The following is a 21295-nucleotide window of genomic DNA, read 5'->3' as shown; positions in this document are numbered from 1 at the left end:
CGGCCAACGTGCCGTCTGGGCCCACGCTTGATGACACGTCCACAACCGGCCCCTATGCTTGCAGATGCAGACCCAGCGAACGCCTCTATCTTCGAGTGGAAGGATGTCACTTTATAGCGAGCCGGATACCGCAGTATCACCGGGGGATGCCCTGCTCGGTCTGCGGGGGATTTCGCCCCCGGCCTGGGCGCTGACCGCGTTGCTGCTGGGCCTGGTCCTGACCGGGCTGCTGGCGTATCGCGACATGCTGGTCCAGCGCGAGCACCTGCGGGGCCAATGGGAGGCGCTGGCGGACCGGGTGCCGCGACAGCTGCAGTCGCCTTTTGAACGCACCGCCGCCCAGTTGCGTGCCATGCAGACGGTGTTCCTGGCCAACGACAGGATCGATCAAGCGCAGTTCGCGCGCTACAACGACAACCTGATGCGCTCCAACCGGCTCGGCAGCCACTTGAGCACCGGCTTCGCCCGCCGCATGCCGGGGCCACGCTATGTCTACGAACTGGTCACACCCCAACGCAACAACGAAAGCCTGCTGCAGTTCGACATCGCCCGCCAGCGCCCCAACATGCAGGCCCTGCTGGCCGCGCGCGATGCCGACACGCCGGTGTTGTCGGCGCCGTTCCGGGTGCGCCAGCTGAGCCAGGGCAGCCATCCGCTGGGGGTGACCGTGCGCCTGCCGGTGTATTCCAGCGGGCCCTATCCGCGTACCGTCCCCGAGCGCCGCGCACGCGATATTGGCGCACTCGCCATCGCCCTGCGGCTGCAGCCGCTGCTGCAGGAAACCCTGCACGGCACGATGCTCGAGACCTTCCGGATACGGTTGGCCAACGCGGCCGAGCCCGCAGGCGGCTATTTCTACGACTCCGGTGGCCGATTCGCGGCCGGCGAATCGGCCTTGCATCGACAGATGGCGTACGGCGGCCAGCGCTGGAACATCGAGCTGCAACCGCGCATGGCGACCGGCACCAGCGACAACCTGCCGCTGATCCTGACCGCCGGCGGGCTGATCAGCCTGTTGTTCTCGATGCTGCTGTGGTCGCTGGCCTCGACCCGGCGGCGGGCGGTGGTGCTGGGCACCGAGATGAGCGAGCGCTTCCAGCAGAGCGAGGAGCGCTTCCGGGTCCTGAACGATCTGCTACCGGCACTGGTACTGGTCGCCGATACCCGCAGCGGCGTCATCCACTATGCCAACCAGGCGGCACGGCAACGCCTGGGCGACGTGGTGGCGGCGGAGCGGCCGCTGCCGGCGCTGTTCAGCGACCCGCAACTGCGTGCGCAGGCCGATGCGTTCTGCGCCGGTGGCGATTACTGGGGCAATATCGAGGCGTTGCTGTCATCGTTGTCCGGCACCACGTTCTGGGCCAATGCCGCCATCGCCCGGGTCAACGTGGTCGATCGCGAAAGCCTGTTGATGGTGGCTTCGGATATCTCCGAGCAGCGCAAGCTCAATGATCTGTTGAGCTACCAGGCCACCCACGACGCGCTGACCGACCTCTACAACCGGCGCGAGTTCGAACGCTTCGTCAGCCAGGCCCTGGTGCGTCCGGGCGGCCGGCGGCCGTGGGCGCTGCTGTACATCGATCTCGATCAGTTCAAGCTGATCAATGATATTTCCGGGCACATGGCCGGCGATCAGCTGCTGGCCCAACTGGCCTTCGCGATGCGCCAGCAACTGCGCGAAGGCGACGTGCTGGCACGGCTGGGTGGCGATGAGTTCGGCCTGGTCGCCTACGACCTGGACCAGGAAGAAGCGTTGCAGGTCGCCGACCGCATGCGCCGCTGCATCGAAGGCCTGATGTTCGTCTGGGATGGCCGCACCTACACGGTCAGCGCCAGCATCGGCGTGGTCATGGTCGAGCGCGGTGGCATCAGCCTGAAGCATTTGCTGGCGTGGGCCGATACCGCCTGCTACCAGGCCAAGGAAAGCGGCCGCAACCGCGTCCACGTTTACCGCGAGGACGATGCCACCTCGCGCCGCCAGAGCGAGATGCAGTGGGCCAACAAGATCCGCTGGGCGATGGAGGAAAACCGGCTGCTGCTGGAATACCAGCAGATTCAACCGCTGCAGGACGGCGCCGGTGGCGAGCCGCATTTCGAATTGCTGCTGCGCCTGCGCGACGAGGATGGACGGATCATTTCGCCCGGCTTCTTCCTGCCGGCGGCCGAGCGTTACGGCCTGATGCCGACCATCGATCGCTGGGTGATCCAGCAGGCACTGGCCAACTTCAGCCGCCTGCATGCCAGCGGCACCCTGCCCGGCCTGTGCGCCATCAACCTGTCGGGGGCCAGCATCGAAGACGATGATCTGGCCGACTTCATCCTGGATCTGATCCGCCGCCACCAGGTGCCACCGGCCCGGCTGTGTTTCGAAATCACCGAAACGGTGGCGGTCCGCAGCCTGCTCAAGGTGGTGCAGTTCATCGAGCGCCTGCGCGCCGCCGGCTGCAGCATCGCACTGGATGATTTCGGCGCCGGCATGTCCTCGTTCGGCTACCTGAAGAACCTGCCGGCGGACATCATCAAGATCGACGGCAGTTTCATCCAGGACCTGGATCACGCGCCGATGAGCCGCACCATCGTCACCGCCATCACCCAGATTGGCCATCAACTGGGCAAGAAGGTGGTCGCCGAATGGGTCAGCAATGCGTCCATCCTGCAGACCCTGCGCGATCTGGGCGTGGACATGGGCCAGGGTTTCGAGCTGCACAAGCCGCAACCGGTGCTGTTCCAGCAGCAGGCCGTCGACGGGACTGGGAGCTGAGCCGCGAAGCGGGCAAAATGCGGGCATGCACAGCAACAATGACCAGACTTCGAAGGAACGATGGCTGCGGCCCAGACACTGGCTGGCCGCAGCCCTGATCAGCACCGCCGCGACCACCGTCGCGGCCCCGGCGCTTGCCCAGTCCAGCGATGGCGACGGTGGATGGCAACTGGAGCACAATGACGAAGGCTGGTGGATCCATTCGCCGCAGCGCGCCTGGGAATTCCATCCGCAGATGCGGCTGCAGTTCCGCGAGACCCATCCGTTCGATGACGATCCGCGCAGCAGCGCGGCGCTGTCCGCACCCGGCGAAACCGAGTTCGACCTGCACCGGGCCCGCTTCAAACTGGACGTGCAACTGGGCCTGCCGTGGCTGAGCCTGTACTCGGAAACCGAAATGCAGGGGCCGCGGCAACTCGATTTCCGCATCACCGCCCAGTCCAGCGACCGGCTGGGTCTGCGGGTTGGCCAGTGGAAACCCGAATACAACCGCGAACGACGCGACTCGTCCGGCGAACAGCAGTTTGTCGAACGCTCCATCGTCACCCGCCCGTTCACCCTGGACCGGCAACAGGGGGCGATGGTGTTCGGCCGGGTCGGCAAGGGCACGCGCGCCGACTTCAGCCTGTGGGCCGGTATTTTTGGTGGCGAAGGCCGTGGTCACTTCAATGATGGCGGTCGTGGCCTGGGCATGGCCCGGGTGCAGTGGAACCCCAATGGCCGGGTCCTGGCGTTCGAACAGGGCGATCTGGAACGCCGCGAACTGCCAACCGGATCGGTGGCGATGGCGTTCGCCGACAATCGCAGCCGCTACACCCGCTTCTCTTCATCCGGGGCTGGCGCGCTGGACGGCTACAGCATCGGCCAGGTCGACCAGTACGCATTGCGGCAATGGGTGTTCGAGACCGCATTCCGCTGGCGCGGATTTTCCTGGCAGCAGGAATACCACCACAAACAGGTCGAAGACCGCATCAATGGTGGCTCGCACAGTTTGCACGGCGCATACGCCCAGGCCGGTTACTTCCCTTCGCAGCGCTGGCCGGCGTTTCCGGAACCACTGGAACTGGCACTGCGGGTGGCCCATGTCGATGGCAACGTGCCACAGCAGAGCGAGCAGTCCGAACTGACCGCGGTCGGCAACTGGTACTTCAACAACCATCGCAACAAGCTGACCCTGGACAGCTCGCTGCTGGAAGTGCGCGACGATGCAGGCAGTGGCCACGATGTGCGGGTACGGCTGCAGTGGGACGTGTCGTTTTGAGCTGTGCCCGCAACTGCCGGATGTGGATGGCATGAGCTGGTTCGTCTACCTGATCGAATGCCGCGGCGGCAGTGTCTATACCGGCATCACCACCGATGTCGACCGTCGCTACGCCCAGCATGTCGCCGGCACCGGCGCCCGCTACACGCGCGCCCGGCCGCCGGTACGGTTGCTCGGTGCGCGCGCGTTTGCCGACCGTTCCAGTGCCAGCAAGGCCGAGTACGCGGTCAAGCAGCTGCCGCCGGATCGCAAACGGCGCTGGTGCGTCACCGAATAAGGAGGGCAACCAGCTTGGCGACCGGGAACAGATCGACGTAGCCGCACGCTTGTCTGGCGCAGTCCTCAGGCATCGAAGTCGATCCGCACAGACGGCGCGCTGCGGCTGGCCGGCCCGTGGTACACCACTTCGATATTGTTGCCATCCGGATCCAGCATGAATCCGGCGTAATAACCTGGATGATAGGGCCGCTCGCCGGGCGCGCCGTTGTCCCGGCCACCGGCAGCCAGCGCCGCATGATAGGCAGCCTGCACCATCCCGGCATCGCGAGCCTGGAAGGCCAGGTGGTGGCGGCCGGTCAGCACGCCCTGCGCGGCCTGGCTGTCCCTGCTGGACACAAACAACTCGTCCACCCAGAAATACCCATCGCCCTCGCCGCCCAGCGGGATGCCCAGGACATCGAACAGCGCCTGGTAGAAGCGACGGCTGGCCTGCAGGTCGGCGACCACCAGCTGGATGTGGTCTATCAATCTGCCGCGATGCAACTGCATGGTTTCCATATGCGTGATTCCCGATGGCGGAGGGCAAATCCTAGCTCAGCCTCAAGCCGATTTGGATGACCGCTTGCCGCTGGTCGGATTAACGTGCATTGACGGCGGCTGTCTCTGGACCGGCTGCCGGCCCGGGTGCAATGTCGAATGTCGCGATGCTGGTTCGTCGAAAGATCAGCACGTGCCGCGCACGCTGCGGGCGCCTGCGGGCGCAATCCAACCCACCAGGAGCAGGTCATGTCATACATTGATGGTTTCGTACTGGCGGTCCCCACCGCCAACAAACAGAAGTTCGTCGATCACGCCAAACTGGGTGATTCGGTTTTCATCGAGCTGGGCGCCCTGCGCGTCGTCGAGTGCTGGGCCGATGACGTGCCGCACGGCAAGCAGACCGATTTCTTCGGTGCGGTCCAGGCCAGGGATGATGAGACGGTGGTGTTCTCGTGGATCGAGTGGCCCGACAAGGCGACCCGCGACGCCGGCATGCAGAAGGTGATGGAAATGCAGGACCCGCGCATGGACCCGGCGACCAACCCGATGCCGTTCGACGGCAAGCGCATGATTTACGGCGGCTTCGTGCCGGTGATGGAGTTGACCCGCTAACCCGCTACCGGCGAAGACGGGCCACGGCCCGTTTTCACCGGCCTGCATTCATCCCGGTACTAGACCTGGGCGGTCTTCCACTTGCCGCGGCTGAACAGCCACAGTGTGAACAAGCCAACCGATGTCTCGGATACGAACACACCCCAGAACACCCCGCTGTGCTGCCAGTCCAGCGGGATTGCCAGCAGGTACGACAGCGGGATCTGGATCAGCCAGAAGAACACCAGGTTGATGCGGGTCGGGGTGACCGTATCGCCGGCGCCATTGAACGCCTGCACCGCGACCATCCACCAGCCATAGACGAAGTACGAGTACGACAGGATTCGCAGCCACTGGCCGCCAATCGCGATGACCTCCGTATCATCGCTGAACAAGCCGACCAGGCGGTCATGGAACAGGAAGAACAGCACCGAAACCGCCAGCGTGAACACCATGTTGTACCAGCCGATCCGCCACACCGAGGCTTCAGCACGGCCCGGCTGGCCAGCACCCAGGTTCTGCCCCACCAGCGTAGCCGCCGCATTCGACATGCCCCAAGCCGGCATCAGCGTGAACATCATGATGCGGATGGCAATCGTCGCCGCTGCCACCGCTTCGCTGCCGATGCTGGCCAGGATCCGCATCAGGAAAATCCACGACGTCATCGAGATGATCATCTGGCCGATGCCACCCAGCGAGGTGCGGATGATGTTGAGCATGATGTCGCCGCGCACCCGTAACTCCGACGCCAGTACCCGGATGTGGCGGCCACCACCGCGGAACAGTACCCACAGCTGCAGCGCCACCCCGGCGCCGCGGCCGATGTTGGTGGCGATGGCCGCACCCTCGACGCCCATCGCCGGCACCGGGCCCAGGCCGAAGATGAAAACCGGGTCCAGCACCAGGTTCAGCGCATTGGCCAGCCACAGCACCCGCATCGCTATCGAGGCGTCGCCAGCACCACGGAAAATGGCATTGATGACAAACAGCAACATGATCACCGCATTGCCGCCGAGCATCCATTGCATGTAGCCGACGCCGTGCTGCAGTGTCCAGGCGTCGGCGCCCATCAAGCGCAGCAGGTCATGGGCGAAGACGATGCCGATCAGCGCGAACGGCAGCGAGACCAGCAGCGCGATCAGGATCGCCTGCACCGCGGTGACCGCAGCCTCGTCCTGGCGCTGCTCGCCGATGCGTCGCGCAATCACCGCGGTGACTGCCATCGCCAGGCCCATCGCAATCGAGTACATCAGGAACAGATAGCTTTCGGTCAAACCGACGGTGGCCACCGCCGATGACCCCAGCCGGCTTACAAACCAGATGTCGACCACCGCGAAGGTCGACTCCAGCACCAGTTCCAGCACCATCGGCACCGCCAGCAGGAACACCGCGCGGCGCAACGGAATCCGGGTGTAGTCGGCGCCGGTGCCGCGGACGGCATCGCGCAGTTCGCTCCACAGCGATACGCGCGCGGGGGTGCTGCTCAGGTCGGGTGCGGTCATCGGCAGGGTTCCAGTGGGAAGCTACGCGCGCATCAAGATGCGCATAATAGTCCACGACGCCGCAGGGCCCGCCGGATCGACAAGGCAACGGCCGGGTCCGGCTCACGCTCGGAAAATGGGCAGCGCACATGCAAAAGGCGGGCCGAAGCCCGCCTTTGTTTTGCGATTCGCGGCGATGACGCCTGGTCAGGTGACTTTCTTGTAAACCGTCAGGCCGAGGATGAACAACACCACGGCGATGATGATGGCGGCCCAGAACAGGAACTTGGCAATGCCGAAGGCACCACCGGCAATGCCGCCGAAGCCGAGGATGCCGGCGACTACGCCGATAATCGCGAAGATGATGGCCCACTTGATCATGTCGTTCGGTCCTTATCGATGTTGATGGGGGCTCACGCTATCGGAGCCGGTGTGAGAACGTCGTGAGCGCCCCCGACCCGGGACCAGCGACCTCCGCGCATCAGCGCCGTCACCTCGCTTTGGTCGCTTTGGTCGCTTTGGTTGCCTTGTTTTCCTTGGACTCGCTGGCACCCTTGCGCACCCGCGCCGCGCGTTCGGCGCTGCGGCCGACGTTGTAGGTGGCGGCCGCGCGGAGCAATGCCCGCAGTGCCCGCTCGTCAATCCTGTCACCCTCATGCCAGTCGATGGCACGGCGGGTGTTGCCTTCCAGACTGCTGTTGAACAGGCCCGCCGGATCGTCCAGCGCGGCGCCGTGGGCAAACGTCATCTTGACCGCTGATTTGTAGGTCTCCCCGGTACACAGGATGCCTTCGAACGACCATACCGGCACCCCTCGCCACTTCACCTCTTCCACCACTTCCGGGATGGCTTTATGGATGATGGCGCGGATCCTGGCCAGGGTCTTGCCGCGCCAATCGTCAAACGCATTGATCCTGGCATCGATCTGCGCCGAAGCCGATTGTCCGTCCGCCGGATTTGTGGAAACCCCTGTCGACTTTTTCATCACCTGCCCCTCGCTGGATAGTTGACCGCCGTGCGCCGCATAGTGCCATCCGCCGCTGCCCGCTCCAAGCCTCTCTCAGGGGCCTGCCATGTGGCAGCCCGACTCAGATAACTGCGGAGGTCGCCTGTCAAACAATTCAATACTTGGCGAGGAGTACAACAGCAACGCCTGTAGAACCAGCGACCGTGTTAGGTAGCTCAAACTTCGATTACTAGTCAAATAATTCTCCAGGACAGACTTCTTCGACCACTATAGTGCGCAGGCATAGTGAAGTGCCAACCACGTCGCACAAACAACAAATAACTGTGCATGGATTTGCATTCATCAATACTTCATCTTATATGCTCAAGAGGCCCAAGACATAGGGCAACATCCCATGCAAAGGAATTAATATGCGCAAGACACTCACCATTTTGTTATTGACAACGTCCTTTTCTGCATTCTCCTACGACTCAATCACCGGCCCCACCGACACGCCCCCAAACTACAAGTGGCCGACAGAAACAAAGGTTCTATCGGCGAGAAACTTCCTCCCCACCAAAGACATATCTTATGCAATTCAAGTTAGCGGCGACAAAGGGATCGGAATCTACCATATTCCACCACCCGAAAAGAAAAACATCGGAGGCTATCTTGATGTTTACAATCTTACCGGATCGAAAATAGTATCCGGCTACAGAATCACTTCGACAGCATCATTTGCCCCAATAACAGGAGAATATCGCAGCTGGGACCCTGCATGGCCAACCTGGGTTTATTATTATTTTGCAAGCAAGGCGCAAACAAACTTCACATACACTCCGCCCAGACCATCTTCTCGCGAATACATATTCGCCAAATATTCAGGCGAGAGTTATTTCTCTCTCCCATCTGAATCTGATACCACGGTAATTACTAGAAACCCAGAGTTTCCTGCGCTCGTGGCCATTAAGAAGAATGGCAGCTCAGGAAAAACAGAAACTCACGTAATGAGCGGACCAAACAAGTACACGACATTTCTGCACCAGATTGCTACCGCGCTCAACAAGACTGGATATGACAACGAATGGACATTCGACGGAGCTGACTACAACAATGACGGCGTCCGGGATCTGATTGCAATCGACAAGCAAGGAAGCAGCGGAAAGGTAGATATCCACGTCCTTGACGGCGCCACCAATTATCAGACATTCCTATTGCACAAGGCTACGGCGCAAGCAGCCGTCGATGCGGATCTGAGCTGGAACTTTGGCATGGGCGACTTCAACAAGGATGGTCATCTTGACCTTTACTGTATCCGGAAGAATGGAACAACCGGGTATACAGAAGTGCATATTCTGGACGGCTCAAATTCATTCGCATCATATCTACTGCACAAGGCAACCCCACTGGGCTCCACAGGTTCAGATGACTCCTGGAGCTTCAGGGTTGCAGACTATGACGGCGATGGAGTTGACGACGTTTATGCCATTAAGAAAAATCAAGGCACACAGATTCATGTCCTTGACGGGGCGACGTCATTTACCACCTACTCCCTTCGTACGAACACCCCATTTGGAAGCATGGGCTCAGACCAAGCCTGGGTTGCTGACATAGCGGACTATAATGCCGACGGTTACCCTGATGCCTATTTTGTCTTGCGGGAATCCAGTGGAAACAAGACCGCCGTGCATATTCTGGATGGGAAAAGCCAGTACCAGGACTTTCTGCTGCGAACCAATACCGCTCTCGCGGGGACTGGGGTTGATGGTAGTTGGAGTTTTGTAGTCAGCCAGTAAGTTGGGATATCAGCCCTGCGTGTAAACGCAGGGCTGATTTTTTTCACAGCATCGGCAAATCCAGCCCCTGCTCCTTCGCGCATTGCCTGGCGATGTCATAGCCGGCATCGGCATGGCGCATGACGCCGGTGCCGGGGTCATTCCAGAGCACGCGGGCGATGCGCTGGTCGGCGGCTTCGCTGCCGTCGCAGACGATGACCACGCCGCTGTGCTGGCTGTAACCCATGCCGACGCCGCCGCCGTGGTGCAGCGATACCCAGGTGGCGCCACCGGCGACGTTGAGCATGGCGTTGAGCAACGGCCAGTCGCTGACCGCGTCGCTGCCATCCATCATCGATTCGGTTTCGCGGTTGGGGCTGGCGACGCTGCCGCTGTCGAGGTGGTCGCGGCCGATCACTACCGGTGCTTTCAGTTCGCCATTGCGAACCATCTCGTTGAAGGCCAGGCCAAGCTTGTGGCGCAGGCCGAGGCCGACCCAGCAGATGCGCGCAGGCAGGCCCTGGAAGCTGATCCGTTCGCGGGCCATGTCCAGCCAGCGATGCAGCGCGGCGTCATCGGGGATCAGTTCCTTGACCTTGGCATCGGTCTTGTAGATGTCTTCCGGATCGCCGCTCAACGCGACCCAGCGGAACGGGCCGATACCGCGGCAGAACAGCGGCCGCACATAGGCCGGCACGAAGCCGGGGAAATCGAAGGCGTTCTCGCAGCCGACATCCTTGGCCATCTGGCGGATGTTGTTGCCGTAATCGAAAGTCGGAATGCCCTGCTTCTCGAATGCCAGCATCGCTTCCACATGCACGCGCATCGCCCGCTTGGCGGCATCGCGGACCTTTTCCGGGTTGGTTTTCTGTTCGGCCAGCCATTGCTCGACGGTCCAGCCAATCGGCAGATAACCGTGGACGGGATCATGCGCGCTGGTCTGATCGGTGACCGCATCCGGGCGCACTCCGCGCTTGACCATTTCCGGCAGGATTTCGGCGGCATTACCCAGCAATGCAATCGACTTCGCTTCGCCGGCACGGGTGTATTTTTCGATCCGCGCCAGCGCATCGTCCAGATCCTCCGCCTGCTCATCGACATAGCGGGTCTTGAGGCGGAAATCGATGCTGCTCTGCCGGCATTCGATATTGAGGCTGCAGGCGCCGGCCAGCGAGGCGGCCAGCGGTTGCGCGCCGCCCATGCCGCCAAGCCCGGCGGTCAGGATCCACTTGCCGGTCAGGTTGCCGTCGTAATGCTGGCGGCCCATCTCGACAAAGGTTTCGTAGGTACCCTGGACGATGCCCTGGCTGCCGATGTAAATCCAGCTGCCGGCGGTCATCTGCCCGTACATCATCAAGCCCTTTTTATCGAGCTCGTTGAAGTGTTCCCAAGTCGCCCATTGCGGGACCAGGTTGGAATTGGCGATCAGCACCCGCGGTGCGTCGGGATGGGTCGGGAACACGCCTACCGGCTTGCCCGATTGCACCAGCAAAGTCTGGTTGTCTTCCAGCTCGCGCAGGCTCTTGAGGATGGCGTCATAGCATTCCCAGTTGCGCGCGGCACGGCCAATGCCGCCGTAGACCACCAGCGCAGTCGGATCCTCGGCGACTTCGGCATCGAGATTGTTCTGCAGCATCCGGTACGGGGCCTCGGTCAGCCAGGATTTGCAGCTGAGCTGGTTGCCGCGCGGGGCACGGATGACGCGGGACGGGTCGTTACGCGAAGCGCTGGGCGCTGAAGACATGGCGGACACCTTGCTGAAAACAGTGTCGTATTATCGCCAACTGGCACCGGTACAGGGGAGCGGTCGATGAAATCTGACTTTCTGCGCATTGGCATGTGGCTGGCCCTGTGCGGCGCAGCCGTGGCCGGCTGCCAGCATCAGCCAGCTGCTTCAGCGGCCCCTGCGCACGCTGGCAGCGACGCGACAGCGATCGCATCGGCGCAGTCGCCGCGCATCCTGGTGTTCAGCCGCACCCGCGGCTGGCGCCACGACTCCATCCCCACCGCCATCGCGACCTTGCGCCTGCTTGCCACGCAGCAGGGACTGCAGATGGACGCCAGTGAGGATCCGGGGCTGTTCACGCCGCAATCGCTGGCGCGCTATCGGGCGGTGGTATTCGCCAGCACCACCCGGGATGTGCTGGACGATGCCCAGCAGGCGGCATTGCAGGCATTCATCCGCGATGGAGGGGGCTTCATGGGTATCCATGCGGCCGCCGATACCGAGTACGACTGGCCCTGGTATGGCGAACTGGTCGGCGCGTGGTTCGCCAACCACCCGCCCGACGGCCTGCGCAGCAGCCAGGTGACATTTGCCGATGCCGGCATGACCGATGACGGCCAGCCCTGGCCGGTCACCGACGAGTTCTACAACTACAAGCGCAATCCGCGCGGCCAACCGCAGTTGCAGGTGATCGCCACGCTCGACGAATCGCGCTACGAGGGTGGCCGGATGGGTGCCGATCACCCGATTGCCTGGTGCCGACCCTGGCAGGGTGGCCGCAGCTGGTATACCGGGCTGGGCCACGATGCCGCGCTGTATGCGGACCCGGTATTCCGGCGCCATCTGGCGCGCGGGCTTGCGTTCGCAACCGGCAGTTCAAGCCGCTGCTGAGCAGACGGGATCTGCGATGCGCCTGTTTCCCGGGCTTTGGCGGCAGTCCGCGCCGCCTTGTCATGCAACGGTGACCTGTTTCTGACAGACTTGCCCGGTTCCCGTTGTGTTGACTTGCCAATGCGTCTGATTGCAATGAAGACGGCATGGCTGGCCTTGCTCGTGCTTGTTGCCGGTTGTGCCACCCAGCCTGGTTCCGCTGGGTCCGATGTACCCGCCGAGCCCGCGCCGCTGCTGCTGATCTCCATTGATGGCATGCGCAACGACTATCTGCAGCGCGGACTGACACCGCACCTGCAGGCGATGATCAACGACGGCGTGCATGCGCAGTGGATGAATCCCTCGTATCCGTCACTGACCTTCCCCAACCACTACACCATCGTCACCGGGTTGCGACCGGATCACCACGGCATCATCAACAACACCATGCTGGATGCCGAACTTGGCGACTTCAGCCTCGGCAACCGCGAGGCGGTCGGTGATGGCCGCTGGTGGAGTGGCGAGCCGATCTGGGTCGGTGCGGAAAAAGCCGGCTTGCCGACCGCGACCATGTTCTGGCCGGGCTCGGAAGCCGCCATCCAGGGCGTGCGCCCGCGTTACTGGTTCCAGTACGACAAGCAGGTGACGCCGCGGCAACGCGTGCAGCAGACGCTGGACTGGCTGGCCATGCCGGCGACCACCCGGCCGCGCCTGATCACCCTGTATCTGGACGATGTCGATACCCAGGGCCACGCACACGGCCCGGATTCGGCCCAGGTCGACGCGGCGATCACCGACGTCGATGACGCCATTGGCCAACTGACCCGGACCCTGCAACAACGCGGGCAACTGGACCAGGTCAACATCATCGTGGTCTCGGACCACGGCATGGCCGCGACCGCGATTGATCGCACCATCGCCATAGAAGACCTGGTGCCTCCCACCGATGCCACCGCGATCAGCACCGGCCAGGTGATTGGCCTGACCCCGCTGCCCGGGCACGAACAGGCCACCGCCCGGCAACTGCTGGCGCCGCATCCACATCTGCGCTGCTGGCGTGCGCATGACCTGCCCGCACGCTGGCACGCCGGCACGCATCCACGGGTGCCGCCGTTTGTCTGCCAGGCCGATGAAGGCTGGCTGGTGTACCACCGCGAGATGATCGAACAGAAGCGTGCCGCCGGCTGGCGCGGTGGCGGCTCGCACGGTTATGACCCGGATCTGGCATCAATGCGTGCGATCTTCATCGCCCACGGCCCTGCCTTCCGCCATGACGCCACATTGCCGCCGTTCGACAATGTCGATGTGTATCCGCTGCTGGCGCGATTGATTGGCATCACACCGGCCAGCAATGACGGCAATCCACGGACACTGCTGCCGGCGTTGCGCGACGGCGGCAACACCGATTCCATCCAGCATTGATGTCCGGAAACGGTTAGTCGGGGCCACGGGGCGGTGCTAGCCTGTGTCCATGCCCCGTTCGCCCGCCCCCGACATGCTGGATATCCAGACCTGCGAACAGGCCCGCCTCAGCCGCGACGTGCGCTTTGACGGGCTGTTCTTCACTGCGGTCACCAGCACTGGCATCTATTGCCGCCCGGTATGTCCGGCGCCGCCGCCAAAGCCATCCAATATCGTCTATTACCGCAACGCCGCCGCTGCCGAGGCCGCCGGTTTCCGGCCCTGCCTGCGCTGCCGGCCGGAACTGTCGCCAGCCGATGGCAGCTGGCGGCGTGGCGATGCGGCGATGGCGCGTGCACTGAAGTTGATCGAAGGCGGCGCGTTGGCCGAGTTGTCGCTTGCCGAACTGGCGGCCAGGGTCAATCTGGGCGAGCGCCAGCTGCGACGCCTGTTCAATGACCGCCTCGGCGCGACCCCGGTCGGCGTGCACGGCACTCATCGGCTGTTGTTCGCCAAGCAACTGCTTACCGAAACCGACCTGCCGATTACCGAAGTCGCATTGGCGGCGGGTTTCGGCAGCCTGACCCGCTTCAACACCAGCTTCCGCGAGGCCTACCGGATGGCCCCGCGCGAACTGCGCAAGCAGGAAAAGACCAGCACCGGCGAGGTACTGACATTGCGCCTCAACTACCGGCCACCGTACGACCTGGCGGCCATGCTCGACTTCCTGCGTGGCCGCGCACTGCCGGGCGTCGAGCATGTCGACGGCGACAGTTACAGCCGGATCATCGGCAGCGCCGCGGCGCCCGGCTGGTTGCGGGTGAGCGCCTGGCCAGGGGCCGGCGATGGCGTGAACGCACTGCAGCTGCAATTGCACAACGTCGCCGCGCCGATGCTGCTGCCTATTGTCCAGCGGCTGCGACGGATGTTCGATCTGGATGCCGATCCGCAAGCCATCGGCGAGGCCCTGGCCGCCGATCAACGGCTGCGGCCATTGCTGCTGCAACGCCCCGGACTGCGCATTCCCAGCGGCTGGGACGGTTTCGAGATCGCGGTGCGGGCGGTCATTGGCCAGCAGGTCAGCGTGGCCGCCGCGCGCACCGTCACCGCCCGCGTCGCCCAGCGTTTCGGCACCGCGATCACGTCGCCTTTTTCAGCCCGGTTGACCCATCTGTTCCCGACCGCCGAGACGCTGGCCGATGCCGATCTATCCGATGTCGGCCTGACCCGGGCACGCGCGCAGACGGTGCGCACGGTGGCCCGGGCATTGTTGTCGGGGGCGGTGGATTTCCGCCCGGAGCAGACCCTGGACGAGTTCGTCGCCCGCTGGGTCGCGTTGCCCGGCATCGGACCGTGGACCGCCAACTACATGGCCCTGCGCGCACTCGGCCATCCTGATGCGTTTCCCGCCGAAGACCTGGTCTTGCAACGTGCCCTGCCCAACGACGGCGGCCGGCTCAGCGCGAAGGCGCTGCGCGAACACGCCGAGGCATGGCGACCGTGGCGTGGCTATGCGGTCATCCAGCTGTGGCGCGACAGCATGCCGGCATTGCCAGCAATCACCTCCCACGGCGACGACAAACAACTGTCAAAACGCGGCAGGAAAGCGGCTCAGAACGCCACCAGCAGTGCCAAACAAACCAAGACCAAGACCAAGACCAAGACCAGAAAGCCTATCGGCGGCGCTGCCGCGAGCAGGAGGACAGCACGATGACGATTTACTACCAGACCATCCCCAGCCCGGTCGGTGATCTGCTGATCGCCGCCGATGACCACGGCCTGCGCCTGATCGAATTCCCCGATCCCCGTCATCCGATGGCCAAGCCGGAGCAATGGCAGTCTGGTGAACATCCGCTGCTGGTGGAAACACGCCGACAGCTGGATGAGTATTTCAGTGGCCAGCGCGAACGCTTCGATCTGCCATTGGCGCCAGAAGGCACGGCCTTCCAGCAGCAGGTGTGGATGAGCCTGCGCGATATCGGTTACGGGCAGACCATCAGCTACCGGCAACTGGCCGAACGGATCGGCAACGTCAAGGCAATGCGTGCGGTCGGCGCCGCCAATGGCCGCAATCCCCTGCCGATCGTGGTGCCTTGCCATCGGGTGATTGGCGCCGATGGTTCACTGACCGGTTTCGGTGGCGGTCTGCCGACCAAGCAGTTCCTGCTGCAACTGGAAGGCGCGCTGCCGCGCAGCCAGCCGGCCGCGGATCTGTTTGCCCACTGACGGCGATGCTCGTTGGCAACGCTTGACCTGGAGTCCCCGGCAAAGGAAAACCATCGCCAGATTCAATTTTTGCCTGCTATCTGCACACGCTACCGAAGACGACAGCCACTGCCGAATGCAGCAGCCCTGCCTGTATAACCACCCTCCCACATTGCGAGCAGCCCATGCGCGATCAGCACTACGCCACATTCCTCGGCCTGCACCAGGCCGCGTCGCCGCTTTTGATTGCCAATGCCTGGGATGCCGCCAGCACGGTGTTGTGGCAGCATGCCGGCGCTCCAGCCATCGGCACCAGCAGTGCGGCCTTGGCCTGGGCCTGTGGTTATGCCGACGGCGGTCCGCTGCAGGCCGCTGCGTTGCTGCACAAAGTTACCGAGATCGTCCGCGTCGCCTCGGTGCCGGTGAGCATCGACATGGAAGACGGCTACAGTGACGATGCCGAGGACGTCGCCGCGCTGGTGCGACAGGTCGCCGAAGCGGGCGCGGTGGGCATCAACATCGAGGACGGTGGCGCGGTTCCGTCCCTGCTGGTTGCCAAGATCAAAACCATCCGCCGCGTTCTCGGCGACACGCCGCTGTTCATCAACGCCCGCACTGACGTTTATCTGCGCGGCATGGCCAGCGGCGCTGCGGCCGTGACGATGACTGTCGAACGCCTGCAGCAGTATGCCGCGGCCGGCGCCGACGGCGCGTTCGTTCCCGGTATCAGCAACATTGATGAAATCACCGCAGTCGCCTCGCGCTGCCAGCTACCGTTGAACGTGATGACGGTGCCCGGACTGCCACCCTTGGCGGCACTGCAAACGGCCGGGGTACGCCGGGTCAGTGCCGGCCCCGGCGTGTTCCAACATGCTTTCAATACAGGTCTGACAATGGTCCGGCAATTCCTTGGCGGCAACCTTGCCGGCGGTGAAGGCAGCAACAGCCAACATCCATCACTCGGCTACGGCGAGATCAACGCCCTGTTTGCCCGCCCGAGCGCCGCAGTCGATTGATCGCGAGCATGTCGCGACCGCGGATCACGCCAGCAGTTCGTTGACCACCTCGCGATATCGCGCGCCGATCTCATCGGCGTCGCGATGTCGCCCATTCGCGACGACCTGTCTGCCGGCCACATGCACGTCGCGGATCAGGTTGCGATTACCGCTGAAGATCCAGCGGTCGGCGAGGTCGCTGGCGTGCGCGCCGGCGAGGATCGCCGAGTCGGCGTCGAGCAGCAGATGATCATCATCGATGTCCATGCCGGTAGCTGCCGCCGCGCTGGCCTGCACACCTGCCAGCAGTGTCTGGCCCACGCTGGGGCTGTCGGCGCGCACGGCGATGTTGCGATGGCGGGTGATCAGGCGCTGGCCGTATTCCAGCCAACGCAGTTCCTCCACCGGCGACACCGAGATGTGCGAATCCGAACCGATGCCCCAGGCGCCACCGGCGTCCAGATAATCGCGTAGCGGAAACAGGCCGTCGCCGAGGTTGGCTTCTGTGGTCGGGCATATCGCCACGGTGGCACCGCTACCGGCAATGCCCGCGGTTTCCGCGGCGGTCAGATGGGTGGCGTGGACCAGTGTCCAGCGCGCGTCGACCGGCATCCTGTCCAGCAGCCATTCAACCGGCCGCGCGTCGCGCAATGCCAGGCAGTCCTGGACTTCGCCGATCTGCTCGGCGATATGGATGTGCACCGGGGCCTCGGCCGGCAATGCCGCCAACACCTCGCGCATTGCCGCTTCCGGTACCGCGCGCAGGCTGTGGAATGCGCAACCGATGCGCAGCATCTCGCTCTGTTCGCCGCGCAGCGAAGACAGCAACCGCAGGAAGCCGTCGACGTCATGTCCGAACCGCCGCTGCCGTGCCGACAATGGCCGGCCATCAAAACCACCGGTCATGTACAGCACCGGCAACAGCGTCATGCGGATACCGACATCGCCAGCAGCGGCAATCAGTGCACGCGACATCGCCGCCGGATCGGCATACGGCTGGCCATCCGGCGCATGGTGCAGATAGTGGAATTCGCAGACCCGGGTATAGCCGGCTTCGAGCATTTCCGCGTACAACTGGCGGGCGATGGCGTAGTTGCGCTCCGGCGTCATCCGCTCGGCAAAGCGGTACATGGTTTCGCGCCAGGTCCAGAAACTGTCCTCGGGATGGGTCTGGCGTTCGGCCAGTCCCGCCATGGCGCGCTGGAATGCATGCGAGTGCAGGTTGGCGATGCCGGGGATTCGCCAGCCGTGGTCGTCACGCTGTGGGAAGGGGCCGTTGGCCGCGTTGCTGTCGTTGTCCATGCCGCCATTCTGCCCGGACAGCCCTGGCGTTGCATGCAATAATGACGACATGTCTTCGCCCGACAACACGCCAAGCGCGCTGAGCCCACTGCTGTCGCAGGATGGCTGGAAGCGCCGCACCGCGCTTTGGGGCGGTGCGGTGGTGGTGGCACTGGTGGCATTGCTGTTCGCCAAGGCCAGTGATGCGGCATTCGGGATATTCCGCGGCGTCATCGATGCCTCGCCCTGGTGGGCGCTGCTGCTGACGCCATCGGTATTCGCGCTGCTGGCGTGGTTGACCAGCAAGGGCCTGCGGGCGACCCGTGGCAGCGGCATCCCGCAGGTGATCGCGGCGATGCACGTGCAGGATCATGCCTTCCGGCAGAGCAATCTTTCACTCAAGGTATCGGCCGGCAAGCTGGGCCTGACCGTGCTTGCATTGCTGGGCGGTGCATCGGTCGGTCGCGAGGGCCCGACCGTGCACGTCGGTGCCAGCCTGATGTATGTCATCGGCCGCAAGTTCGGCTTCGTCGACCCGCGCGAGGCCACCCGCTTCCTGCTCGCCGGTGGCGCCGCCGGCATCGCCGCCGCGTTCAATGCGCCACTGGCCGGCGTGGTATTCGCGATCGAAGAGCTTGGTGATCGATTTGAGAACCGCTTTTCCGGCACCCTGCTGACCGCGGTCATCGTTGGCGGCGTGGTGTCGCTGGGGCTGATTGGCAACTACACCTATTTCGGCAAGGTCCGTGCCTTGCTGCCGCTGGGCATGAGCTGGCTGGCGGTATTGCTGTGCGGCGTCATCGCCGGAATGCTGGGCGGTTTCTTCAGCCGCACCGTGCTGGCGGCGGTCGATGGCAAGCCGCGCTGGCTGGGGCGGATGCGCGGCGCCAATCCGGTGCTGTTCGCCGCCGGCTGCGGACTGCTGCTGGCCTTGCTGGGCATCATTTTTGGTGCCGGCGCATTTGGTACCGGCTATGACCAGGCCCGCAGCCTGGTCCAGGGCCATGCCGAAGTCGGCCACGAATTCGGCCTGATGAAGCTGGCCGCCAATCTGGTCTCCTATGTCGCCGGCATACCCGGTGGCCTGTTTTCGCCGGCATTGGCGGTAGGCGCCGGCATTGGCCACAACCTGTCGGTGCTGCTGCCGGGTGTGGACCCTTCCGCAATCGTGCTGCTGGGGATGTGTGGCTATCTGACCGGCGTCACCCAGGCGCCGCTGACCTCGGCGGTGATTTCGCTGGAACTGACCGACAACAGCAACATGATGCTGGCGATCCTGGCCACCGCGTTGCTGGCCAAGGCGGCGTCCTCGCTGGTCTGCCCGACGCCGATCTACAAGGGCCTGGCCAATCGGCTGGTAGCGGCGATGCCCCCGTTGCCGGAGCCGCCGGCCGCCCCTGCCGTGGCAACACCCGGCGAAGCCGGCCAGCCCACCCCACCCGGTCCTGGCGCATGAGTCCAGGCCAGAGCCGCCCCTTCGACGGCCTGATCGTCGGCGCCCAGTTGGTGACCCTGGATGGCGAACACGGCTACGCCATCATCGAAGACGCGGCGCTGGGCTGGCGCGACGGCCAGCTGGCCCATGTCGGCCCGCGTTCGCAGTTGAACGGTGCACCCGAGGCCGTGGCGAGCGAGGTCATCGATGCCGAAGGCCGCTGGCTGACGCCGGGCCTGATCGATTGCCATACCCATGTGGTGTTTGCCGGTGATCGCGCCGGCGAGTTCGAGCAGCGGCTACAGGGCGCCAGTTACGAGGACATCGCCCGCAGCGGTGGCGGCATTGTCTCGACCGTCCACGCCACCCGCGCCGCCCCGGAAGAGGAACTGCTGCGGCAGTCCCTGCCGCGCGCGCGGGCGCTGGTGGCCGATGGCGTGACCACGCTGGAGATCAAATCCGGTTACGGCCTGGATTTCGACAACGAACGCAAGATGCTGCGGGTGGCACGCCAGATCGGCCACGAACTCGGCATCTGCGTGCGCACCACGTTTCTTGGCGCACATGCATTGCCGCCGGAGTACGCCGGCAATGCCGACGGCTACATCGATGCGGTGTGCGACTGGTTGCCACGGCTGCACGCGGAAGGCCTGGTCGATGCGGTCGATGCATTCTGCGAGCGGATTGGTTTCAGCAATGCGCAGACCCGGCGCGTGTTCGAAGTCGCCCGCAGCCTGGGCCTGCCGGTCAAGCTGCATGCCGACCAGCTCAGTGACAGCGATGGCGCCGCACTGGTGGCCGAATTCAACGGCCTGTCCGCCGATCATGTCGAATACACCTCGGCCGAAGGCGCCGCGGCGATGGGCAAGGCCGGCTGCGTGGCGGTGCTGTTGCCGGGTGCATTCCACGTATTGCGCGAAACCCGCTTGCCGCCATTGCAGGCGTTCGTCGAGAACAATGTCCCGATGGCAGTCGCCACCGACTGCAATCCAGGCACGGCCCCGCTGCAATCACTGCGGCTGGCGATGTCGCTGGCCTGCACCCATTTCCGGCTGACCCCGGAACAAGCGCTGCGCGGTGCGACCTGCCACGCTGCGCAGGCGCTGGGGCTGGCGGACCGGGGACGACTGCGGGTCGGCCAGCGCGCCGATTTCGCGTTGTGGGACATCAGCCAGCCGGCGCAGTTGGCCTATTGGCTCGGTGGCCAGCTGCTGCATTCGGCCTACGCCGGTGGTGTGCGCGTGGCGTAGCGACAGTGTCGGCGGCACGCCACCTCAACCGCGGCTGACGGCACAATCTGATCCGACGCGGATACGAAAAACCCCGGCATCGCCGGGGTTTTGTGGTTCAGGCCAGTGGCCAGTCGAAGCGACTTATGCCTTGGCAGCGGTCTTCTTGGCCACGGCCTTCTTGGCCGGCGCCTTGACCACCGACTTCTTGGCCGTGGCGGTGGCGCTTACCGTGGCCTTGGCGACGACGTGCTTGCGTGCGTTGCCGTAGCTGGAGTTGTAGCGCTTGCCCTTGGCCGTCTTGCGATCACCTTTGCCCATTGTGTTCTCCTGATATTTGATTGATTCGGTTGCCGGGCCCTGCCCCACCGCGGAAACGCGGCATGGACGGCCTCATGCAAGGTCGCAAAGCCTATCACAGCGGGGCCCAATTGCCCCTGACCCAGCCCCGTAGAGCGGAGCTTGCTCCGCTACCCAGCCCCCTCCCGTAGAGCGGAGCTTGCTCCGCTACCCAGCCCCATCCGTAGAGCGGAGCTTGCTCCGCTACCCAGCCCCTCCCGTAGAGCGGAGCTTGCTCCG

At 64.0% G+C, this 21295-nt stretch carries 19 protein-coding genes; 12 read left to right on the top strand and 7 right to left on the bottom strand.

Going from position 1 to position 21295, the window contains the following annotated elements:
• Positions 1-103: 103 nt before the first annotated feature.
• From ABB29_RS14275 to ABB29_RS14265, 3 genes are read left to right on the top strand one after another with little or no spacing between them, the layout of a single operon-like run.
• On the top strand, positions 104-2761 hold the full coding sequence (locus ABB29_RS14275; RefSeq protein WP_057660234.1) for a bifunctional diguanylate cyclase/phosphodiesterase: 2658 nt from the start codon (positions 104-106) through the stop codon (positions 2759-2761).
• 25 nt (positions 2762-2786) lie between these two features.
• Positions 2787-4022, top strand: coding sequence for a porin (locus ABB29_RS14270; RefSeq protein WP_057660232.1), 1236 nt, complete (start codon positions 2787-2789; stop codon positions 4020-4022).
• 31 nt (positions 4023-4053) lie between these two features.
• Positions 4054-4299, top strand: a complete 246-nt coding sequence (locus ABB29_RS14265; protein WP_057660230.1) for a GIY-YIG nuclease family protein — start codon at positions 4054-4056, stop codon at positions 4297-4299.
• Positions 4300-4364: 65 nt separating this feature from the next.
• Here ABB29_RS14265 and ABB29_RS14260 read toward each other — a convergent pair whose 3' ends face one another.
• Positions 4365-4799, bottom strand: a complete 435-nt coding sequence (locus ABB29_RS14260) for a VOC family protein (protein WP_057660225.1) — start codon at positions 4797-4799, stop codon at positions 4365-4367.
• Between the two features lie 228 nt (positions 4800-5027).
• On the opposite strand from ABB29_RS14260, the gene ABB29_RS14255 reads away from it, so the two are divergent.
• Positions 5028-5393, top strand: a complete 366-nt coding sequence (locus ABB29_RS14255; RefSeq protein ID WP_057660224.1) for a DUF1428 domain-containing protein — start codon at positions 5028-5030, stop codon at positions 5391-5393.
• Positions 5394-5452: 59 nt separating this feature from the next.
• Here the strand turns inward: ABB29_RS14255 and ABB29_RS14250 are convergent, their stop codons facing one another.
• From ABB29_RS14250 to ABB29_RS14245, 3 genes are all read right to left on the bottom strand, one after another.
• Positions 5453-6874 carry an MATE family efflux transporter gene (locus tag ABB29_RS14250; protein ID WP_057660219.1) on the bottom strand — a complete coding sequence of 474 codons (1422 nt, stop codon included), beginning with the start codon at positions 6872-6874 and terminating at the stop codon, positions 5453-5455.
• Positions 6875-7060: 186 nt separating this feature from the next.
• Entirely contained in the window at positions 7061-7234 is a 174-nt protein-coding gene (locus tag ABB29_RS16195) for a DUF1328 family protein (RefSeq protein ID WP_083487941.1), read from the bottom strand.
• Between the two features lie 109 nt (positions 7235-7343).
• A complete protein-coding gene (locus tag ABB29_RS14245) occupies positions 7344-7838 on the bottom strand; it encodes a DUF1801 domain-containing protein (protein ID WP_057660216.1) in 495 nt (164 codons plus the stop codon).
• A 392-nt stretch (positions 7839-8230) separates the two neighbouring features.
• Here ABB29_RS14245 and ABB29_RS16190 point away from each other — a divergent pair, with 392 nt between their 5' ends.
• On the top strand, positions 8231-9595 hold the full coding sequence (locus ABB29_RS16190) for an FG-GAP repeat domain-containing protein (protein ID WP_083487939.1): 1365 nt from the start codon (positions 8231-8233) through the stop codon (positions 9593-9595).
• Positions 9596-9638: 43 nt separating this feature from the next.
• Here the strand turns inward: ABB29_RS16190 and hutU are convergent, their stop codons facing one another.
• On the bottom strand, positions 9639-11318 hold the full coding sequence (hutU, locus tag ABB29_RS14235; protein WP_057660212.1) for a urocanate hydratase: 1680 nt from the start codon (positions 11316-11318) through the stop codon (positions 9639-9641).
• A gap of 66 nt (positions 11319-11384) precedes the next feature.
• On the opposite strand from hutU, the gene ABB29_RS14230 reads away from it, so the two are divergent.
• From ABB29_RS14230 to ABB29_RS14210, 5 genes are all read left to right on the top strand, one after another.
• Positions 11385-12191: a ThuA domain-containing protein gene (locus ABB29_RS14230; RefSeq protein ID WP_057660211.1), complete on the top strand. Its 807-nt coding sequence runs from the start codon at positions 11385-11387 to the stop codon at positions 12189-12191.
• Positions 12192-12311: 120 nt separating this feature from the next.
• The gene (locus tag ABB29_RS14225) at positions 12312-13592 is read left to right on the top strand and encodes an alkaline phosphatase family protein (RefSeq protein WP_057660209.1); all 1281 of its coding nucleotides are present in this window, start codon (positions 12312-12314) and stop codon (positions 13590-13592) included.
• Positions 13593-13641: 49 nt separating this feature from the next.
• On the top strand, positions 13642-15285 hold the full coding sequence (locus ABB29_RS14220) for a DNA-3-methyladenine glycosylase 2 family protein (RefSeq protein WP_083487937.1): 1644 nt from the start codon (positions 13642-13644) through the stop codon (positions 15283-15285).
• On the top strand, positions 15282-15797 hold the full coding sequence (locus tag ABB29_RS14215) for a methylated-DNA--[protein]-cysteine S-methyltransferase (protein WP_057660207.1): 516 nt from the start codon (positions 15282-15284) through the stop codon (positions 15795-15797). The genes ABB29_RS14220 and ABB29_RS14215 overlap by 4 nt, the downstream gene beginning before the upstream one ends.
• A 164-nt stretch (positions 15798-15961) precedes the next feature.
• Positions 15962-16792, top strand: coding sequence for an isocitrate lyase/PEP mutase family protein (locus ABB29_RS14210; protein WP_057660206.1), 831 nt, complete (start codon positions 15962-15964; stop codon positions 16790-16792).
• A 24-nt stretch (positions 16793-16816) separates the two neighbouring features.
• Here ABB29_RS14210 and ABB29_RS14205 read toward each other — a convergent pair whose 3' ends face one another.
• A complete protein-coding gene (locus tag ABB29_RS14205; protein WP_057660204.1) occupies positions 16817-18073 on the bottom strand; it encodes a formimidoylglutamate deiminase in 1257 nt (418 codons plus the stop codon).
• A 49-nt stretch (positions 18074-18122) separates the two neighbouring features.
• Between ABB29_RS14205 and ABB29_RS14200 the strand changes: the two genes are divergently transcribed.
• Entirely contained in the window at positions 18123-19508 is a 1386-nt protein-coding gene (locus ABB29_RS14200; RefSeq protein WP_057660202.1) for a chloride channel protein, read from the top strand.
• Positions 19505-20737 carry an imidazolonepropionase gene (gene hutI / locus ABB29_RS14195; protein WP_057660201.1) on the top strand — a complete coding sequence of 411 codons (1233 nt, stop codon included), beginning with the start codon at positions 19505-19507 and terminating at the stop codon, positions 20735-20737. The genes ABB29_RS14200 and hutI overlap by 4 nt, the downstream gene beginning before the upstream one ends.
• Before the next feature lie 123 nt (positions 20738-20860).
• Here the strand turns inward: hutI and ABB29_RS14190 are convergent, their stop codons facing one another.
• Positions 20861-21037 (bottom strand): 30S ribosomal protein THX, encoded by a 177-nt coding sequence (locus ABB29_RS14190; protein WP_057660199.1) that lies wholly within the window; start codon positions 21035-21037, stop codon positions 20861-20863.
• Positions 21038-21295 lie beyond the last annotated feature (258 nt).

This window comes from Pseudoxanthomonas dokdonensis (genome assembly GCF_001431405.1).
Classification (GTDB): Bacteria; Pseudomonadota; Gammaproteobacteria; order Xanthomonadales; family Xanthomonadaceae; genus Pseudoxanthomonas_A; species Pseudoxanthomonas_A dokdonensis.
The sequence above is the reverse complement of the archived record's forward strand: the minus strand, read 5'-3'. Positions and strand labels throughout refer to the sequence as shown.

Bases quoted from the DNA above. Each gene is read 5' to 3' on its own strand.
- ABB29_RS14275 (WP_057660234.1), top strand. From the start codon at position 104: ATGTCACTTTATAGCGAGCCGGATACCGCAGTATCACCGGGGGATGCC.
- ABB29_RS14270 (WP_057660232.1), top strand. From the start codon at position 2,787: ATGCACAGCAACAATGACCAGACTTCGAAGGAACGATGGCTGCGGCCC.
- ABB29_RS14265 (WP_057660230.1), top strand. From the start codon at position 4,054: ATGAGCTGGTTCGTCTACCTGATCGAATGCCGCGGCGGCAGTGTCTAT.
- ABB29_RS14260 (WP_057660225.1), bottom strand. From the start codon at position 4,799: ATGGAAACCATGCAGTTGCATCGCGGCAGATTGATAGACCACATCCAG.
- ABB29_RS14255 (WP_057660224.1), top strand. From the start codon at position 5,028: ATGTCATACATTGATGGTTTCGTACTGGCGGTCCCCACCGCCAACAAA.
- ABB29_RS14250 (WP_057660219.1), bottom strand. From the start codon at position 6,874: ATGACCGCACCCGACCTGAGCAGCACCCCCGCGCGCGTATCGCTGTGG.
- ABB29_RS16195 (WP_083487941.1), bottom strand. From the start codon at position 7,234: ATGATCAAGTGGGCCATCATCTTCGCGATTATCGGCGTAGTCGCCGGC.
- ABB29_RS14245 (WP_057660216.1), bottom strand. From the start codon at position 7,838: ATGAAAAAGTCGACAGGGGTTTCCACAAATCCGGCGGACGGACAATCG.
- ABB29_RS16190 (WP_083487939.1), top strand. From the start codon at position 8,231: ATGCGCAAGACACTCACCATTTTGTTATTGACAACGTCCTTTTCTGCA.
- hutU (WP_057660212.1), bottom strand. From the start codon at position 11,318: ATGTCTTCAGCGCCCAGCGCTTCGCGTAACGACCCGTCCCGCGTCATC.
- ABB29_RS14230 (WP_057660211.1), top strand. From the start codon at position 11,385: ATGAAATCTGACTTTCTGCGCATTGGCATGTGGCTGGCCCTGTGCGGC.
- ABB29_RS14225 (WP_057660209.1), top strand. From the start codon at position 12,312: ATGCGTCTGATTGCAATGAAGACGGCATGGCTGGCCTTGCTCGTGCTT.
- ABB29_RS14220 (WP_083487937.1), top strand. From the start codon at position 13,642: ATGCCCCGTTCGCCCGCCCCCGACATGCTGGATATCCAGACCTGCGAA.
- ABB29_RS14215 (WP_057660207.1), top strand. From the start codon at position 15,282: ATGACGATTTACTACCAGACCATCCCCAGCCCGGTCGGTGATCTGCTG.
- ABB29_RS14210 (WP_057660206.1), top strand. From the start codon at position 15,962: ATGCGCGATCAGCACTACGCCACATTCCTCGGCCTGCACCAGGCCGCG.
- ABB29_RS14205 (WP_057660204.1), bottom strand. From the start codon at position 18,073: ATGGACAACGACAGCAACGCGGCCAACGGCCCCTTCCCACAGCGTGAC.
- ABB29_RS14200 (WP_057660202.1), top strand. From the start codon at position 18,123: ATGTCTTCGCCCGACAACACGCCAAGCGCGCTGAGCCCACTGCTGTCG.
- hutI (WP_057660201.1), top strand. From the start codon at position 19,505: ATGAGTCCAGGCCAGAGCCGCCCCTTCGACGGCCTGATCGTCGGCGCC.
- ABB29_RS14190 (WP_057660199.1), bottom strand. From the start codon at position 21,037: ATGGGCAAAGGTGATCGCAAGACGGCCAAGGGCAAGCGCTACAACTCC.